This window comes from Vibrio sp. 10N.261.55.A10, assembly GCF_041470825.1.
GTDB classification, from domain to species: domain Bacteria; phylum Pseudomonadota; class Gammaproteobacteria; order Enterobacterales; family Vibrionaceae; genus Vibrio; species Vibrio crassostreae_C.
This window is the reverse complement of record NZ_JBFRNC010000007.1, coordinates 85,870-104,161: the sequence shown is the minus strand read 5'-3', so window position 1 is coordinate 104,161 and position 18,292 is coordinate 85,870. Positions and strand designations below refer to the sequence as shown.

General features: G+C 45.0%; 16 protein-coding genes, 4 tRNA genes and 1 other annotated feature. Of the genes, 9 read left to right on the top strand and 11 right to left on the bottom strand.

Annotated elements, in window-relative coordinates:
* Positions 1–1,002: 1,002 nt before the first annotated feature.
* From AB4274_RS02095 to uvrY, 7 genes are all read right to left on the bottom strand, one after another.
* Positions 1,003–1,078 (bottom strand) — tRNA-Gly (locus AB4274_RS02095).
* 32 nt (positions 1,079–1,110) lie between these two features.
* A tRNA-Leu gene (locus AB4274_RS02090) sits at positions 1,111–1,197 on the bottom strand.
* An 80-nt stretch (positions 1,198–1,277) separates the two neighbouring features.
* Positions 1,278–1,353, bottom strand: a tRNA-Gly gene (locus tag AB4274_RS02085).
* A 36-nt stretch (positions 1,354–1,389) separates the two neighbouring features.
* Positions 1,390–1,463: transfer RNA gene (locus AB4274_RS02080), tRNA-Cys, on the bottom strand.
* A 266-nt stretch (positions 1,464–1,729) separates the two neighbouring features.
* Entirely contained in the window at positions 1,730–2,287 is a 558-nt protein-coding gene (pgsA, locus tag AB4274_RS02075; protein WP_017061490.1) for a CDP-diacylglycerol--glycerol-3-phosphate 3-phosphatidyltransferase, read from the bottom strand.
* A 46-nt stretch (positions 2,288–2,333) separates the two neighbouring features.
* The gene (gene uvrC, locus AB4274_RS02070; RefSeq protein WP_372110762.1) at positions 2,334–4,166 is read right to left on the bottom strand and encodes an excinuclease ABC subunit UvrC; all 1,833 of its coding nucleotides are present in this window, start codon (positions 4,164–4,166) and stop codon (positions 2,334–2,336) included.
* Between the two features lie 15 nt (positions 4,167–4,181).
* Entirely contained in the window at positions 4,182–4,826 is a 645-nt protein-coding gene (gene uvrY, locus AB4274_RS02065; protein WP_004729778.1) for a UvrY/SirA/GacA family response regulator transcription factor, read from the bottom strand.
* 426 nt (positions 4,827–5,252) lie between these two features.
* Between uvrY and AB4274_RS02060 the strand changes: the two genes are divergently transcribed.
* Positions 5,253–7,616 (top strand): DNA polymerase II, encoded by a 2,364-nt coding sequence (locus tag AB4274_RS02060; RefSeq protein WP_372110760.1) that lies wholly within the window; start codon positions 5,253–5,255, stop codon positions 7,614–7,616.
* Positions 7,617–7,709: 93 nt separating this feature from the next.
* On the opposite strand, the gene AB4274_RS02055 is transcribed toward AB4274_RS02060, so the two are convergent.
* Complete coding sequence (locus tag AB4274_RS02055) at positions 7,710–8,477, bottom strand: hypothetical protein (protein ID WP_017061494.1); 768 nt, start codon at positions 8,475–8,477, stop codon at positions 7,710–7,712.
* A 137-nt stretch (positions 8,478–8,614) separates the two neighbouring features.
* Here AB4274_RS02055 and yeiP point away from each other — a divergent pair, with 137 nt between their 5' ends.
* The 3 genes from yeiP to AB4274_RS02040 all read left to right on the top strand — a co-directional run bounded on the left by yeiP (position 8,615) and on the right by AB4274_RS02040 (position 10,154).
* On the top strand, positions 8,615–9,184 hold the full coding sequence (yeiP, locus tag AB4274_RS02050) for an elongation factor P-like protein YeiP (RefSeq protein WP_017055115.1): 570 nt from the start codon (positions 8,615–8,617) through the stop codon (positions 9,182–9,184).
* 10 nt (positions 9,185–9,194) lie between these two features.
* Positions 9,195–9,524: an HI1450 family dsDNA-mimic protein gene (locus tag AB4274_RS02045; protein ID WP_004741258.1), complete on the top strand. Its 330-nt coding sequence runs from the start codon at positions 9,195–9,197 to the stop codon at positions 9,522–9,524.
* 147 nt (positions 9,525–9,671) lie between these two features.
* Positions 9,672–10,154: an RNA methyltransferase gene (locus tag AB4274_RS02040; RefSeq protein WP_017061495.1), complete on the top strand. Its 483-nt coding sequence runs from the start codon at positions 9,672–9,674 to the stop codon at positions 10,152–10,154.
* 187 nt (positions 10,155–10,341) lie between these two features.
* Here the strand turns inward: AB4274_RS02040 and rluB are convergent, their stop codons facing one another.
* The 3 genes from rluB to rnm all read right to left on the bottom strand — a co-directional run bounded on the left by rluB (position 10,342) and on the right by rnm (position 13,073).
* Complete coding sequence (rluB, locus tag AB4274_RS02035; protein ID WP_017055112.1) at positions 10,342–11,376, bottom strand: 23S rRNA pseudouridine(2605) synthase RluB; 1,035 nt, start codon at positions 11,374–11,376, stop codon at positions 10,342–10,344.
* Positions 11,377–11,535: 159 nt separating this feature from the next.
* Positions 11,536–12,156 carry an L-threonylcarbamoyladenylate synthase gene (locus AB4274_RS02030; RefSeq protein WP_009848751.1) on the bottom strand — a complete coding sequence of 207 codons (621 nt, stop codon included), beginning with the start codon at positions 12,154–12,156 and terminating at the stop codon, positions 11,536–11,538.
* A gap of 62 nt (positions 12,157–12,218) precedes the next feature.
* Positions 12,219–13,073, bottom strand: coding sequence for an RNase RNM (rnm, locus tag AB4274_RS02025; protein WP_017061496.1), 855 nt, complete (start codon positions 13,071–13,073; stop codon positions 12,219–12,221).
* A gap of 120 nt (positions 13,074–13,193) precedes the next feature.
* On the opposite strand from rnm, the gene AB4274_RS02020 reads away from it, so the two are divergent.
* The 5 genes from AB4274_RS02020 (at position 13,194) to trpCF (ending at position 18,170) form a co-directional block, all read left to right on the top strand.
* Positions 13,194–13,319 (top strand): trp operon leader peptide, encoded by a 126-nt coding sequence (locus AB4274_RS02020; RefSeq protein WP_009848753.1) that lies wholly within the window; start codon positions 13,194–13,196, stop codon positions 13,317–13,319.
* Positions 13,266–13,380 (top strand) — a sequence feature (Trp leader region). (Overlaps the previous gene by 54 nt.)
* Positions 13,381–13,505: 125 nt before the next feature.
* Positions 13,506–15,095 (top strand): anthranilate synthase component 1, encoded by a 1,590-nt coding sequence (locus tag AB4274_RS02015; RefSeq protein ID WP_372110758.1) that lies wholly within the window; start codon positions 13,506–13,508, stop codon positions 15,093–15,095.
* Between the two features lie 2 nt (positions 15,096–15,097).
* On the top strand, positions 15,098–15,688 hold the full coding sequence (locus tag AB4274_RS02010) for an aminodeoxychorismate/anthranilate synthase component II (protein WP_010438041.1): 591 nt from the start codon (positions 15,098–15,100) through the stop codon (positions 15,686–15,688).
* Positions 15,689–15,697: 9 nt separating this feature from the next.
* On the top strand, positions 15,698–16,693 hold the full coding sequence (trpD, locus tag AB4274_RS02005; RefSeq protein WP_136977869.1) for an anthranilate phosphoribosyltransferase: 996 nt from the start codon (positions 15,698–15,700) through the stop codon (positions 16,691–16,693).
* Between the two features lie 25 nt (positions 16,694–16,718).
* Positions 16,719–18,170, top strand: coding sequence for a bifunctional indole-3-glycerol-phosphate synthase TrpC/phosphoribosylanthranilate isomerase TrpF (gene trpCF, locus AB4274_RS02000; RefSeq protein ID WP_372110755.1), 1,452 nt, complete (start codon positions 16,719–16,721; stop codon positions 18,168–18,170).
* Positions 18,171–18,292 lie beyond the last annotated feature (122 nt).

The following is an 18,292-nucleotide window of genomic DNA, read 5'->3' as shown; positions in this document are numbered from 1 at the left end:
TGTGTTCAATGTTGGGTTTCCCATTAACATGACGAACTGCGCCATAAGTATCCCGTCTATCAGCTAAAGGACTAGCCAATACCTACCCTACGTAATGTCCCAATCAGCAAGAATGGTCACTACGCGTATCCCCCAGAAGCAATCGTTGCTTTTCTTGAACATTTTCATTCCGAGATTGCGCGGGAAAGTAACATAAAGTGAAATGAACGATCAATAGTTTTTAGTAATAGCTTGATAAATAGCAGCGGTGGCTAAGCAATTGCTGTAAATATCGTCACACTATCGTTTGGGAAAGAGATCCCCGGTTCATTCGTTCCTCATACCCGAGGATGACGACGTGGGGTTATAAACGTTGCTAGAGAAGCTTTTAGGTCATGGCGTCACTCCCTAGAGCGAGGTATGAATTCATAGAGAACCCCTTACAACATGTCATTGTATTGCTTTATTCAAGAAACTATCTGATGCAATAGATTAAACTGAAGTTAATCAGCAAGCGGCAAGAGATCCCCGGTTCATTCGTTCCTCACACCCGAGGATGACGACGTGGGTGTACAGGCGGTGTTAGTGATGGCTTTGAGGCTGTGGCGCCTTTCCGTCATTCCTTAGCCTGAAGAATGAGTTCATTGGGAGTCCCTTACAACATGTCGATGTATTGTTTTATTCAGAAACTATCTGATGCAATAGATTTAACTGAAGTTAATCAGCAAGCGGCAAGAGCTCCCCGGTTCGCTCGTTCCTCACGCCCGAGGATGACGACGTGGATTTATAAACGTTACTAGAGAGACTTTGAGGTCATACCGTCTTTCCGTCATTCCGTCATTCCCTAGCACGAGGAACAAGTTCATAAGGAATCTCGCTTTTAAAAACTAACTTGATTGCAAAATTTGAAACAGAGATAGAAATGAATGTTGAGTGCGGATTCGAACAAGAAGAGTTCTTAAACGTAAAAGCTAAACGTCAGAAACCAAAAAGCCCGAACATTTCTGTTCGGGCTTCTTAATTTGGAGCGATACATCGGGTTCGAACCGATGACCTCAACCTTGGCAAGGTTGCGCTCTACCAACTGAGCTAGTATCGCATTTGCTTTATCGAGATAAAGACTTTAATAGATGGTGCCCCGGGCCGGACTTGAACCGGCACAGCGCGAACGCCGAGGGATTTTAAATCCCTTGTGTCTACCAATTCCACCACCAGGGCACGCAATTCTTTATTGCGATGCCGATTACTGAAAAGTAAAACACCATCTTAATGCTGACGCCAATCAACATTACAAAATTTGGAGCGATACATCGGGTTCGAACCGATGACCTCAACCTTGGCAAGGTTGCGCTCTACCAACTGAGCTAGTATCGCATTTTCATTCAAATTCTTTCTAGAAGAAAGAGAGAATGGAGGCGCCTCCCGGAGTCGAACCGAGGTCCACGGATTTGCAATCCGCTGCATAGCCACTCTGCCAAGGCGCCTTAGTAACTCCAATCGAATCGCTCATTGCTATCCTCTTGGGTACGGGATGCATTCTACGGATTCAGACGATTGAGTCAATATTATTTTTGTATTTTTAATTCGTTTGAATAGATTTCATACGAAACAGGCCAAATAGCTGACTTTATGTTCAAAACACACTGTGAGCGGGTTATTCAAAGGAGATCTATATCACATTAGATATCCACTATTGATAACTTAACCTTAGGTTAAAGATCAAAAAAGCGAGCCTCAGCTCGCTTCTTCATCAATGATGTTTTTCGTCTAACAAATCGTCTTTGGCAGCCATCAAGTATTGTGCCATTGACCAGTAAGTAAGAACGGTGGCGACATACAGTGCAATGTAACCTACCCACACCATCCAGTCGTCGTATCTCCAGATAAGTACCCAAAGAGCGAACATCTGAGAAACCGTTTTGACTTTACCAACCCAAGATACCGCAACACTTGCGCGTTTACCGATTTCAGCCATCCATTCACGAAGCGCTGAAATGATGATCTCACGAGCAATCATGGTCACGGCTGGAATAGTTATCCAAATAGAGTGGTAATGCTCTGTAATCAGGATAAGAGCCGTAGCGACCAACACTTTGTCAGCCACAGGGTCAATGAAGGCACCGAAGCGAGACGTTTGCCCTAACTTACGAGCTAGCATGCCATCTAGCCAATCAGTGAAACCGGCTACCCAAAACACCATCGCAGCAGCGAAAGGAGCCCATTGATAAGGTAGATAGAAAACGACAACGAATACTGGGATCAAAAATAGTCTCAGTAAGGACAAAATGTTAGGTATATTCAAACGCATATTATTGGGCTCTTATTAATTGCGCTTTAATGGTGCGGGATTTTTACTATTGTTTCAATGCTTGATAAATGTTTTCTGCCAAAGAATGACTAATGCCCGGCACTTTGGCTATTTCTTCGACAGTTGCACGCTTAAGTTCTTGTAAGCCACCCATATATTTCAGCAAAGCTTGACGACGTTTAGGTCCTACCCCTTCAATTCCTTCCAAAGCACTGGTTCTGCGCGTTTTACCACGTTTCGCCCTGTGCCCTGCAATCGCATGATTATGGCTCTCATCACGAATGTGCTGGATAAGATGCAGCGCTGGTGCATCGCTAGGTAAATTAAACTCTTCACCTTCAAGGGTTACCAAAGTTTCTAAACCCGGTTTACGCGTCACGCCTTTCGCAATACCCATCATTCTTGGTCTAAACGGCCAATCACCCCAATATTGAGAAATGATCTCATGAGCGCGGTTTAGCTGACCTTTACCACCATCGATAAAGATGATGTCTGGGATCTTGTCGACATCGAGTTGCTTCGAATAACGTCTCTCAAGCGCCTGAGCCATCGCTGCATAATCATCGCCACCTGTAATGCCGGTGATGTTGTAACGACGGTACTCTGGTTTAACCGGGCCTTCTTGATTGAACACCACACACGACGCAATCGTGCTTTCACCCATGGTATGACTGATATCGAAACATTCCATGCGCTTGATAGCATCCATCGACAACACTTCTTGAAGCTCTTTGAAGCGCTGATTAATCGTCATCTTGTGATTAATCTTGGTGGTAATAGCCGTCAATGCATTGGTATTCGACAATTTAAGGTAACGACATCGGGTACCAGAAGGGTTGGTATTGAAGTGAATCTTACGACCCGCCACTTCACACAAGGCTTCTTGAATAGGTGTGACATCTTCCATCAAATCGGCATTGAGAATCAAACGAGTTGGGATGGTTCTTGCTTCATTATGCGCAAGATAGTATTGGCTTAAAAAGCTCGAAAAGACCTCTTCTCGCACCGTATTGTTTGGAATTTTAGGGAAATGACTTCTGCTGCCTAAAACCTTGCCTTGGCGAATCATCAAGATATGAATACACGCTACGCCATTCTCTTGAGCAAAGCCCAACACATCCATATCTTCCATGGAGTCGTCAGATACATACTGTTGTTCTTGCACGCGTCGAATCGCTTGGATTTGGTCACGGAAAGCGGCAGCTTGCTCAAAGCGAAGCTCACGGCTTGCCTTGTCCATTTTGTCGATGAGCGTCTCAAGGACTAATTTGTCTTTCCCTTGCAGGAACAGACGAACGTAGTCGATAAGTTCACTGTACTCTTCATCAGAGATGATTGAGCTAACACATGGCGCAGCACAACGACCAATCTGATACATCAAACACGGGCGCGTTCTATTGGCATAAACCGTATCTTCACACTGGCGGGCAGGGAAAATCTTTTGGATTAGGTGTAGCGTCTCACGCACAGCGCCGGAATCAGGGTAAGGACCAAAGTATTCGCCCTTTTTCTTCTTAGCACCACGGTGCATCGACAAACGAGGATGCTTGTGACCGCTAATAAAAATATAAGGGTACGACTTATCATCACGCAAAAGTACGTTGTATTTAGGCAAGTACTGCTTGATGTAGTTGTGCTCAAGAATGAGCGCTTCTGTTTCCGTGTGCGTTACAGTGACATCGATCTTGTCAATATTACTAACTAGAGCGCGTGTTTTTTCACTGTCGACTTTTTTACGGAAATAACTGGAAAGGCGTTTTTTGAGGTTCTTAGCTTTACCGACGTAAATAACGGCAGCCTCGGCGTTATACATTCGATAAACGCCGGGCTGCTCTGTTACTGTCTTGAGGAATGAGACTGAGTCAAACAAGTTGGTCACTATACGATCTCAGTGTTAAAGGGTCTCAGTGTCTAACATTCCATGTCTAATCGCTAAATGCGTCAGCTCTACATCGCCACTGATATCCAGCTTACTGAACAAGCGGTAGCGGTAACTGTTGACTGTTTTAGGACTTAGATTGAGTTGTTCTGAAATATCCGTCACTTTCTGACCTTTGGTAATCATCATCATGATTTGAAGTTCACGTTCAGATAAGTCTGCGAATGGATTTTCAGACGCAGGCGAGAATTGGCTCAAAGCCATCTGCTGCGCAATTTCTGGTGAAATGTATCGTTGGCCACTATTAACCACTCGAATTGCATTTACCATTTCATCCGGACCTGCCCCTTTAGTAAGGTAACCAGCAGCTCCAGCTTGCATCACTTTAGTTGGAAACGGATTTTCCGTATGAACAGTTAAAACGATGATTTTAACATCAGGGTTGAAACGCAAGATCTTCTTGGTTGCTTCTAAGCCACCAATACCAGGCATATTCATATCCATCAAAATAACGTCAGTATTGTTAGTACGACACCATTTTGCAGCATCTTCACCGCTTTCAGCTTCCCCTGCTACGTTCATTCCACGGACGTCTTCAATAATACGTCGTATCCCTGTGCGAACCAGCTCGTGATCATCTACAAGGAAAACATTTATCAAACTTGTATCTCCACACTATTAATTGGCTCTGCAACCACTGTGTCATTTCATCTGTTTGAAACAATTGAACAAAGGAACAGTGGATCGCAGCATTGAGTACATCTTAACTTAATTACTAAAAAAAAGCTCTGTTGAATATGTGCTGAAACACGAACTTTAGCAAGTACTTATTAACAAATAAGCTAACTAAAACAACAAGCTTTTTCTAAAAATCAACCAGTTAAAACAACACCCAATAAAATTACATAAGATAAAGATATTTTCAATACCATTGAATAACCATTCGCGACAATTTCACTTATTTGCTTATAGAGTCCCGTTATTTGCCTCTACTAACTAGAATTTAGTTAGTATTTTTACTGCCTTTTGTGCGCAGAGGGTCGCTAGATGGTAGTATTCGATTCCCCATTTCAATAGGTTACTACATTGGATATTCAGCAAGGCTTTGTACTCACAAGACAAGCAAGAGATTTTTCAGGGCGCACGCAAATCGACTTGTGGTTAAGCACCCCTCAAGGCCCTACTCTGCTGACCATTCCAAATGAAAAACCTGTATTTTTTGTCGCTCAATCTGATTTAGAAGCATGTCAGACAATCGCAGCCAAAGAGTCGATTGATTGCCAATTTAAGCCTCTAGAACTAGCCACATTCGAGCAAACACCTCTCGCCGCGTGTTATACCTCGCTGTCGAGAAGTAGCTTTGGTTTAGCGCAAGCCTTCCATAACGAAGAAATCCAAACCTTTGAAAGCGATATTCGACTCGCTGACCGATTCTTGATGGAACGCTTTATCAAAGGAAGTATTGAGTTCACGGGTACCGCGGTACAAAAGAACCAGCATCGCAGAGTCTCAAATGCGAAATGCCGAGCGGGCGACTACTTACCCAATCTATCTGTCGTCTCGCTTGATATTGAATGTTCAGAAAAAGGCGTGCTTTATTCGATTGGTCTAGACAGCTCGATGGATAGCCGAGTGATCATGGTCGGCGCCCCTCAAGAAGCCGGCACCAACATCCAATGGGTTGCCAACGAAAAAGCTCTTCTTGAAGCCATGATTATGTGGTTCTCTGAATTTGACCCTGACATCATCATTGGTTGGAATGTTATCGACTTCGACTTTAGGCTGCTGCACAAACGTTCAGAATGGAACGAAGTAAAGCTAAATATCGGTAGAGACAATCAACCAAGCTTTTTCCGTAGCTCTGCACAGAATCAGCAGGGGTTTATCACCATCCCAGGGCGCGTTGTCTTGGATGGTATCGATATGCTTAAAACGGCAACCTACCACTTCCGGTCTTGGTCACTGGAGTCCGTATCGCAAGAGTTACTTGGTGAAGGCAAAGACATCCACAACGTTCATGACCGCATGGATGAGATTAACCGGATGTTTAAGTTCGATAAGCCTTCACTCGCTAAGTACAACCTTCAAGACTGTGTGTTGGTAAACCGAATCTTCGAACATACCCACCTACTCGATTTTGCGATTGAGCGTTCGCGACTGACTGGTGTCGAGCTTGATCGTGTTGGCGGTTCTGTTGCTGCTTTTACTAATTTGTACCTACCACAGATACACAGAGCGGGTTATGTCGCGCCTAACTTAGAGCCTGAGAACTGGATTGCTAGCCCCGGTGGTTATGTGATGGATTCAATTCCCAATCTGTACGACTCGGTTTTGGTACTCGATTTTAAGAGCCTGTATCCATCGATCATTCGCTCGTTTCTGATTGACCCTATGGGACTAATTGAAGGGTTGAAGCTTGAACTAGGCCCAGCAGAAAACCAAGCCGTTGATGGCTTTCGAGGTGGGCAATTCCACCGCTCTAAACACTTCTTGCCCGAGATGATCGAAAACCTTTGGGCTGCACGTGATGTGGCGAAGAAGAACAACGAGAAAGCGTTCTCTCAGGCGATTAAGATCATCATGAACTCATTCTATGGTGTGTTAGGTTCGTCTGGTTGTCGTTTCTTCGATACCCGGTTAGCGTCTTCAATTACCATGCGTGGACATGAGATCATGAAGCAAACCAAGGTTCTGATCGAAGACAAAGGCTATCAAGTGATTTACGGCGATACCGATTCAACCTTCGTGTCTCTGAACGGCAGTTATGATCAGCAAAAAGCAGACGAGATCGGGAACACGCTGGTCGCTTACATCAACGATTGGTGGACGAATCACTTAAAAGAGACCCACAACCTAACCTCAATACTCGAATTGGAATACGAGACTCACTATCGCAAGTTTCTAATGCCGACCATTAGAGGTTCAGAAACCGGCTCGAAGAAACGTTATGCCGGATTAATCACTCAAGGCGATAAAGAAAAGATCATATTTAAAGGGCTTGAGAGTGCACGCACCGATTGGACACCTCTCGCACAGCAATTCCAACAAACCTTGTATGAGATGGTGTTTCACGATCAAGATCCAACCGACTACGTCAGACAGTTTGTTGATGAAACCTCTGCTGGCAAACATGATGATTTATTGGTGTATCAAAAGCGCTTACGCCGCAAATTACATGAATACCAAAAGAACATTCCGCCGCAGGTTCGCGCAGCTCGTATGGCCGATGAGATCAATGCTCAGTTAGGGCGCCCTCTTCAATACCAAAATAAAGGACGCATTGAGTATTTGATTACTCTGAGTGGCCCTGAGCCCAAGGAGTATTTAAAGAGTGGTATCGATTATCAGCACTATATCGACAAGCAGATTAAACCGGTCGCAGAGGCAATACTGCCCTTCATCGGTTTAGACTTTGAAAGAGTTAGTGGGCAGCAGTTGGGTTTGTTCTAGCACTATATTCAATATGCTCTTAAAACGAAAAAAGCAGAGATATGTTCTTCAGCACACTCTGCTTTTTAGTATCAATGGATCGGTTATAAATCTCTATCCGATTCTGAACTCGGTTTTCTGATACTGCTTAATCAACCACTCACCAAAGCCATCAAGAATACCGATCACCGAACGTTTAGGGATTGGTCGACCAGAAAGTAAAATGCCCAACCTTTGGATTTCGACTTCTCGATCTGGGTGATACTTCAAGAACTGTTGGCCACATTCAACAGGATCATCGTACCAATATTTATCGCGGTACATCACCAGTGAGTAACTCGCCCGTAGAAGCTTCTTGGCAATAATCACCTGCGCAGCGACTTGTTGTTCTGGCGTTGTCGCTCGTGCGATCTTGTTGCGATACACCGCCAACCAGTTTTCCGCATCCATATTCCAGTGCTTAGCAATTTCCCAACTTGTTTCAAAATCACCATAGCAGTCTGATAAGTCTTCACCATGCACACACACGGCTAAATGCTTGAGCATAAAACCCCAAGTGAAGATATTGTCGAAATCGACTATCTCACTCACTAAGGTAGTTTTTATCGCCACTTGAGTTACCTGCGGGAAGCTCTTTTGGAAACGCCATTTGATGGTGTTCAACAAAGTGGTTCGTTGGTCAGGAAACGGTCGATGGGTCACCACAACCACATCTAGATTGGAGCGACCGAAGACGGCTTGCTTACGAGCCACACTGCCATAAATATAAATACTGTGCAGATTAGATCCTAACCCACCTTTTAGAAAGGTAATCAGATCGTTAACCACAGGTTGAAATTCAGGTTGAAAAGGCTGTGTTGGGTCAATAACGGGTAGCTGCATAGGTCGTTTCGGTAAATAAAATAATGATTTAACTATAACTCTATGATCGCCTAGGTGACTTTATGATTCAAGCTATTCCTATTTATAGCATCTCCGAGATATAATCAGCGGATAGACCCACTAAGGACAAACACAAAATGCCTAGAGCAAGTGAAATTAAAAAAGGTTTTGCTATCACAGTAGAAAGCAAAACAGTGATCGTTAAAGATATCGAAGTAACAACACCAGGCGGCCGTGGCGGCCAAAAGATTTACCGCTTCCGTGGTAACGATGTAGCAACTGGCGTTAAAACTGAAGTTCGCCACAAGGCTGACGAAATTGTTGAAACTATTGACGTAACTAAGCGTGCAGTAATGTTCTCTTACGTTGATGGCAACGAGTACATCTTCATGGACAACGAAGATTACACACAATTCATCTTCAACGGTGAGACTATCGAAGACGAACTACTGTTCATCAACGAAGAAACTCAAGGCATGTACGCGATCCTTATCGACGGCAACGCTGCAACGCTTGAGCTACCAACATCTGTTGAACTAGTTATCGAAGAGACTGATCCTTCAATCAAAGGTGCATCAGCGTCTGCTCGTACTAAGCCTGCTCGTCTTTCTACAGGTCTTACTATTCAAGTACCTGAATACATCGCGACTGGCGACAAAGTAGTAGTAAACACTGCTGAACGTAAATACATGAACCGCGCAAGCTAAGATACTTATTATGACCGAAGCTAACGACCTAATGTCTTATGACGACGCAATTGACACTGCATACGACATCTTCCTAGAGATGGCACCTGACAACCTAGAGCCTGCAGACGTGATTCTTTTCACTGCTCAGTTTGAAGATCGTGGCGCAGCAGAGCTTGTTGAAACTGGCGATGATTGGGTTGAACATGTTGGCTTTGAAGTCGACAAAGAGATCTACGCTGAAGTGCGCATTGGTCTTGTGAATGAAGCTGATGACGTTCTAGACGACGTATTTGCTCGCATGTTAATCAGCCGTGATCCAGAACATAAGTTCTGTCACATGCTGTGGAAACGCGACTAATACCGCTGTTGACGCTCATCTGCATGAGTAAACAAGTATTCATGTAAGCGAGTTAAAAGTTAGCCGAGCCCATTGCTCGGCTATTTTTATCACGCTATTTTCCATCGTGATTCATCACTTTCATCATCAACGTTAGATTCACTGATTATGACCAAAGCAAAAACAGACACACAATCAAAAGGCTATGCCTGCATTGGCCTAGTTAACCCAAAGACGCCAGAAAACGTAGGCTCAGTGATGCGAGCAGCTGGCTGCTACGGCGCCAACTCTGTGTTTTACACTGGCACACGCTACGACCATGCGCGAAAATTCCATACCGATACCAAAGAAAAGCACTTAGCCCTGCCTTTGATTGGTGTTGAAGAGCTGAAAGATATTATTCCAGTAGGCTGCGTGCCGGTTGCTGTTGATCTGATTGAAGGTGCTAAGCCTCTACCTGATTACAAGCACCCACCACGTGCGTTTTACATTTTTGGCCCAGAAGATGGCACGCTAAAGAAAGAAATCACAGATTTCTGTCGTGAGACGATTTACGTTCCGACCAACGGCTGTATGAATCTAGCGGCATCAGTGAATGTTGTGCTTTACGACCGATTAGCGAAAGGCGATAACTTCTCGAATCATAAGTAAATAGAACGAGATACGAGATGCGAAGAGCATGCTTACTGCCGATTATGGCAGTATGTTTTCGATACTCGATTACTCGCATCCCGAATCTTTTATTTCTTCTAGACGTAAAAAAACCTGCTCAATGAGCAGGTTTTTTAGTATTCAGTGCTTTTAGCTAATGAAGCTTTACGCGCAATAAATTACGTAATTACTGACGTGTTCTTGGCTTAGCTGGTTTAGCCGGACGACCGTTGTTCAGTTTAGGCTTACTTTTGTTAGCCTGAGGTTTGCCTTTGTTTGCAGCTGGAGCGCTACGACCTGAATCAGGTGTTGTAGTACCGCGAGTTGCAGGCTTCTTACGCTTAGTTTGGTTGCTACGGCCTTTTGGTGCGTTTGCACGCTCTTCGTGACGTTTAACAGCACGACGAATTTTTTGGCTACGAGAACGCTCACGCTTACGAGAAGTGTTTGAAGGATCAAGATCCAACAGTGTCTCTTTCTCAGGCTTAAGCTCAACAAGCTCACGCAGGTAGTTAACTTCTTGAAGATCTAGCTCTTTCCAACCGCCACGAGGCAGTTTCTTATCAAGGTAGATATCACCGTAACGTACACGTTTCAGGCGGCTTACTGTCGTTTCTTGAGATTCCCAAAGACGACGAACTTCACGGTTACGACCTTCGTTAATCGCTACGTAGAAAGTATGGTTCATACCTTCACCACCAGCGTAAACCACATCTTCAAAACGAGCCATGCCGTCTTCTAGTTGTACGCCACGAGTAACGTTTTTAACTTTCTGCTCAGTCACTTCACCGAATACACGTACTAGGTACTCACGTTCAACCTGACGGCTTGGGTGCATTAGACGGTTTGCAAGCTCACCATCAGTAGTGAAAAGCAAAAGGCCTGATGTGTTTGCATCAAGACGACCAACTGAAATCCAACGAGAACCACGGATCTTAGGTAGACGATCGAAAACAGTACGGCGGCCTTCAGGATCGTGACGAGTACAAAGCTCACCTTCAGGTTTGTAGTAAGCAAGTACACGACAAACCACTTCTTCAGAAGCCTTGCCTGAAACAGTATGGCCATCGATACGGATCACTGAGTTCTCGTCTTCAAGACGCTCGCCCAGTTTCGCAACTTGACCGTTAACACTTACACGACCAGATTTGATTAAACCTTCTAGTTCACGACGAGAACCGTGACCAGCTCGCGCTAAAACCTTCTGTAATTTTTCGCTCATTTACTCTTTTCTACCTAATTGTCGTCTTCACAGACGTCGAATGAATTTTTCGCGACCAAATCGCGGTCGCGTATTATCGCAAATAACCTGCCAAAAAGCACTTGTTATTTACTGTGGCAGGTTTGCTGTATCGTTACAGACTGTTAATCAGTAAAGCGATTATTCAAACGGCGCAGGATCGCCAGCACCACGACGTAGAACCACGGCATCATCGTCACTGAAGTCAATAACCGTCGTCGGTTGCTCACCTAAGTAACCGCCATTCAAAATGACATCAACCGCATGTTCTAGGCTGTCACGAATTTCTTCTGGATCCGACTCCGTAGTCTCGTTACCCGGCAGAATCAGAGACGTCGACATTAATGGTTCACCCATCGCTTCCAAAAGGTCGAGTGCAATCTTGTTGTCTGGGACACGAATACCAATCGTTTTACGCTTGGCGTTCATCAAACGCTTTGGCACTTCTTTGGTTGCTTTAAAGATAAACGTGTAAGCACCTGGCGTGTGTGCTTTCAGCAGACGGAAAGCCACGTTATCAACGCGTGCATACAGTGATAACTCAGAAAGATCACGGCATAACAAGGTGAAATTGTGCTTGTCATCGATGCGACGAATTTTACAGATACGTTCAAGTGCTTGTTTGTTTTCAAGCTGACAGCCCAGCGCATAACCGGAATCTGTTGGATAAACCACAACGCCGCCATTGCGAATAATCGCAACCGCTTGAGTAATTAAGCGTGCTTGTGGGTTATCTGGGTGTACATAAAAAAACTGGCTCATTGTTGATCCTCGTTATCGAATCTCTCGACTCTATCATCAGAAGGAGCTGGCTCACCTAAAGACTATTCAGATGGTGAAACCGTTTGAAACTCCCAATCTTTCCATACTTCTTCGACCCCAGAAGGTAGCCAGAGATTGCGTCCAAGTTCCATCCACGGAGATGGGTAATGGAAATCACTGCCTTGGGAGGCTAATAGTTTGTATTGTATAGCATAATCCGCGAGTGTGCGTCTTTCTTGTTGCGCTTGCTGAGGTTGAGCTACTTCCATCGCATCCCCTTTCGCTTCAACAAATGCCGCTAGCAGGCGCTTAACCCACTTGGCTGTAAGTCCATATCGCCCAGGGTGAGCGAGTACGGCTTGTCCACCAGCAGCATGAATAGCCGTGACAGCATCACTCATTGAACACCAAGTTGGCGGCACATAACCTGGGTTATTACGAGTAAGAAACTTTTTAAACACCTGCTGCATAGTTTTCGCATAGCCATTGTCGACTAGCCACTTAGCAAAGTGAGCGCGAGTGATTGGTGCATCACCCGCAATCAATTTAACTTCTTCTAACACCCCTTCACGAGTCGCTTTCTCAAGACGGTGAGCGATCATCTCAGCACGCCCAATACGGTGTTGCTTCTGTTGTTCAATGAGCGCTTTGAGTTCTGGTGACTCAGGATCAACGTTTAACCCAACAATATGGATATCTTTGTTTTGCCAAACAGTCGAAATCTCAATGCCGTTTATCAACTGAATAGGAAGGTTGTTATCCGCAATGTAGCTGCGTGCTTCAGCAAGCCCATCAGTCGTGTCATGATCTGTAATCGCTAGCGCTTCGATGTTAAAGCCAAGCGCTCGGTCAATTAGCTCAGGTGGAGTAAGTCGGCCATCTGAGGCTGTTGTATGACTATGTAGATCAATTCTCATATATTCTTTTTCATTGTTTTCAATTTTTATCGTTATATTTGTGTCAACACACTTGACCCGCAAGCAGAAAACTAGTTAACTAGTACACAAATACGAAGTATCACATTTGATAGGTTCACCATGTTACAAGAATTTAACCAAAACCATAAAGATAAAGTTTTAGAACTTTCTTCAGTAGAAGCAAGTTCAGAGCTTAATTGGTGGCGCACTTGGACAAGTTCTTGGTGGGCTAACGTGTACTTCTAATTAAACAGTTTGTTTATAAAAAAGTTATCACTAAGCCCGCTTTAATAGCGGGCTTTTTAATTTGTCGAACATCTCACATTCAACTGACTAACAAATCATCGAATTGACCATATTCTAGATTGGGTGAAAGGTATCTTTATGCGACTATGTACGGCAGGAAATTTAAAGAATCATAAAGGAGGTCTTGTGAACAAGGCCATTGAAATCAAAAAGCTGGGAACCATTGAGGTCATCAATTCCTCAGTTCCTTACTCGCAAGATCCAACCAGCGTTTTTCATACTTTGTGTGAAAACAAAACTGATAGTCTTTTGTTGGAATCTGCCGAGATTGAATCTAAACAGAACCTGACAAGCCTACTCCTTATCGACTCTGCTGTTCGCATCGTATGTCGCGGACATGAAGTAACCTTTCAAGCATTGACTGAAAACGGTCAAGCGCTTATCGAACATCTCACTCAAAACGTGAAAGCAGAAATTAAATCTGACCTTACTGATAACGTTTTGACGCTGACTTTTATCGAACCAAGCAACGAATTAGACGAAGACTCACGTTTAAGAGAAGCCTCTTCATTCGATGCACTGCGTTTGGTTCAGCACAGCTTTGAGCAAGACGCGGATAACAAACACGCATTATTCATGGCGGGCTTATTCGCTTACGACATCGTGGCAAACTTTGAGCCACTAGGTGATGCTGAAGCAACCAACAATTGTCCTGACTTTGTATTCTACGTAGCTGAAACACTATTGCGTTTCGATCACCAAGAGAACGAAGGCCTACTTCACGCGAGCTTATTTGCTCAAGATGACAGCATCAAAGCGCAATTGACTGACCGTCTAGCCGACATTCAAACTCAGTGTCAGTCCCTGAAAGCCATCACTGAAGTAACGCCGTTAGACAACGTTGAAGCTGTACCTAGCGTTTCAGATGAAGACTTCTGCCAAACGGTTCGTGATTTAAAAGAGTACGTAGTTAAAGGCGATGTATTCCAAGTGGTACCTTCACGCCGCTTCACTCTACCTTGCCCTGCCCCACTGGCGGCTTATAAAGAACTCAAACAAAGCAACCCAAGCCCTTACATGTTCTACATGCAAGACGAGCTGTTTACTCTGTTCGGTGCATCTCCAGAAAGCGCGCTGAAATACGAGACAGAAACCAACCAAATTGAGATCTACCCTATTGCTGGTACTCGTCGTCGTGGTAAGCGCCCTGACGGTCAAATCGATTTCGACCTAGACAGCCGTATCGAGCTTGAACTGCGTACCGACAAGAAAGAAAACGCCGAGCACATGATGCTAGTCGACCTAGCACGTAACGATGTTGCGCGTATTGCCGAAGCTGGCACTCGCCACGTAGCAGACTTGCTAAAAGTTGACCGCTACAGCCATGTAATGCACTTAGTTTCTCGTGTTGTTGGTCAGCTCCGTGAAGACTTAGATGCTCTACACGCTTACCAAGCTTGTATGAACATGGGTACGCTAACGGGCGCACCAAAAATCCGCGCAATGCAGCTTATTCGTGACGTAGAAAAAACGCGTCGTGGTAGCTACGGTGGTGCAGTCGGTTATCTAACCGGTGAAGGGACTCTAGATACTTGTATCGTAATTCGCTCTGCTTACGTTGAAGATGGCGTAGCACAAGTACAAGCTGGCGCTGGTGTGGTATTCGATTCAGACCCACAAGCAGAAGCCGATGAAACTCGCGGCAAAGCACAAGCGGTTATCTCAGCGATTCAAACAGCTCATACTAAGAACCTAACAAATAAGAAGGAGTCGTAATCATGGCTGATATTGTATTCATCGATAACTTCGACTCGTTCACTTACAACCTTGTAGACCAATTTCGTTCATTAGGTCACAGCGTAAAAATTTACCGTAACAACATTCCTGCAAAAGTAGTTGAAGCGGCGATCAACGAACTAGACAACCCTGTTGCACTGCTTTCACCAGGCCCTGGCGCTCCAGCAGATGCGGGCTGTATGCCAGAGCTGATTCAGCTTCTAAAAGGTAAAGTGCCAATGATTGGTATTTGCTTAGGCCACCAAGCGATTGTTGAAGCCTATGGCGGCACCGTTGCAGGCGCTGGCGAAATCATTCATGGTAAGGTGTCGATGATGGAACACCAAAACCATGCGACTTACCAAGGCTTACCTTCGCCATTGGCTATCGCTCGCTACCACTCTTTAGTGGCAACGCATGTATCTGATAGCCTAACAGTGACCGCTGAAGTAGATGATTTGGTGATGTCTGTGGTTCAAGAACAAGACAAGGTGTGTGGATTCCAATTCCACCCTGAATCAATTATGACGACCTACGGTGCAACGCTTCTAGCAAACGCTATCGAATGGGCTCTTGAGAAAAAGACGATATAGGAAACGATCATGGAACAGATTAATAAACTTTACGAACAGCAGTCTCTTACTCAAGAAGAAAGCCAACAGTTATTTGATGTGATCATCAAGGGTGAACTAGACCCAATCTTGATGGCTTCTGCGCTAACTGCACTGAAAATCAAAGGCGAAACGCCCGATGAAATTGCAGGCGCAGCAAAAGCACTACTTGCGAATGCAAACCCGTTCCCGCGCCCTGATTACGATTTCGCAGACATCGTAGGTACAGGTGGCGACGGTCACAACACCATCAATATCTCGACGACTTCTGCATTTGTTGCCGCAGCGTGTGGCTTAAAAGTCGCGAAGCACGGTAACCGCAGCGTATCGAGCAAATCAGGCTCTTCTGACTTACTGGATTCGTTCGGTATCAACCTAGCGATGACAGCTGAAGACACACGTACGGCTGTTGATGAACTTGGCGTAGCATTCCTATTTGCTCCGCAATATCACGTTGGTGTACGTCACGCGATGCCGGTTCGTCAAACAATGAAAACGCGCACTATCTTCAATATTCTTGGCCCACTGATTAACCCTGCTCGCCCTAACATCGAGCTAATGGGTGTTTACAGCAAAGAGCTGGTACGCCCTATCGCAGAAACCATGCTGCAAATGGGCATGAAGCGTGCAGCTGTTGTGCACGGTAGCGGCCTAGATGAAGTAGCGATTCACGGCGAGACTATCGTTGCTGAGATTAAAGATGGCAAGATTCACGAGTACACAGTGACTCCGGCTGACTTTGGTTTGAACACTCACCCTCTTGAAGCGATTAAGGGCGGCGAGCCAGAAGAGAACAAAGCCATCACAACTGATATCCTGACGGGTAAAGGCACTGATGCTCAAGTTGGCGCAGTGGCAGTCAACGTAGCTCTGCTGATGCGTCTATTTGGTCACGAAGACCTAAAAGCCAACGCTCAGCAAGCGATTGACGCGATGAACTCTGGCAAAGCGTACGAGCTTGTACATAAGCTTGCTGCACACGCCTAACGAACGACGAATTGAGACAAAGAACATGACACAGACTACCGATAAACTGTCGACCCACGTTTCAGTCAAAGAAGCTGAAATGGCGGAAGTATTAGCAAAAATCGTTCGTGATAAATACCAATGGGTTGAAGCACGTAAGCAGACTCAACCATTAGACGAGTTTAAAGCGTCACTAACTGCAACAGACCGCAGCTTTTATGACGCTCTGAGCGGAGAACAAACGGTTTTCATCACTGAATGTAAAAAGGCCTCTCCGTCAAAAGGTTTAATCCGTGACGAGTTTGACCTCGACTACATTGCTTCTGTTTACAACAACCACGCAAACGCGATTTCTGTGCTGACAGACGAGAAGTACTTCCAAGGTGACTTTGAGTTTTTACCTAAAGTTCGCAGCATTGCTAAGCAGCCTATCCTGTGTAAAGACTTCATGGTTGATACCTACCAAGTGTATCTAGCTCGTCATTACTCAGCTGATGCTATCTTGCTAATGCTATCGGTATTAGATGACGAAGAGTACAAAGCGCTGGCGGAAGTCGCTCACTCACTCAACATGGGTGTATTGACCGAAGTCAGCAACGAAGAAGAGCTTCACCGTGCAGTCGCTCTAAACGCTAAGGTGATCGGCATTAACAACCGTAATCTTCGTGACCTTTCGACTGATTTGAACCGTACTAAAGAGTTGGCGCCGCTGATTCGCGAACTGGCTCCAAACGCAGTTTTGATTTCAGAGTCTGGCATCTACACACATCAACAAGTTCGTGACCTTTCAACGTTTGCAGATGGCTTCCTAATCGGTAGCTCTCTAATGGCAGAGAAGAACCTCGAGCTTGCGGTACGCAAAGTAACACTGGGTGAAAACAAGGTGTGTGGTTTAACTCACTCTGACGATGCAGCAAAGGCTTATCAAGCTGGTGCGGTATTCGGTGGTCTGATATTCGTTGAAGCATCTAAGCGTCATGTGGATATCGAAGCGGCTCGTTTGACTATGAGCGGCGCACCTTTGAACTACGTGGGTGTGTTCCAAAACCACAGCGTTACTGACGTTGCGAAAACGGTTTCTGAGCTAGGCCTGTTCGCTGTGCAATTGCACGGTGATGAGTCTCAAGCGTTTGTCGATGAGCTAAAACAGTCACTACCTGAAAGCGTTGAGATTTGGAAAGCTTACGGTGTTGCTTCTGGTGCTGCTTCCGGTGCTAAAAGCTCGCTACCAGAATTACTGGAAAGCAACGTGACTCGTCACCTGCTAGATACTAAAGTGGGTTCTCAAACTGGTGGCACAGGCCAAGTGTTCGATTGGAACCTAATCAACAACCAAAGCGCAATCATGTTGGCGGGTGGTCTAACCCCAGAAAATGCTAACCAAGCGGCTAAGTTGGGTTGCTTAGGATTAGACCTAAACTCTGGTGTTGAATCTGCTCCAGGCAAAAAAGACGCAGACAAACTGCAACGTGCTTTTGCTGCGATTCGTAATTACTAGTCCAAGCTCGGCGCTAGAAATTAGAAAGCAGAAACTAAAAACATATTTGTGAGCTTTGCCTTTTGCGAAGCTCAAACAAGATTAAATGACTTGGTGTGAATACACATCAGTAGAATTGAAGG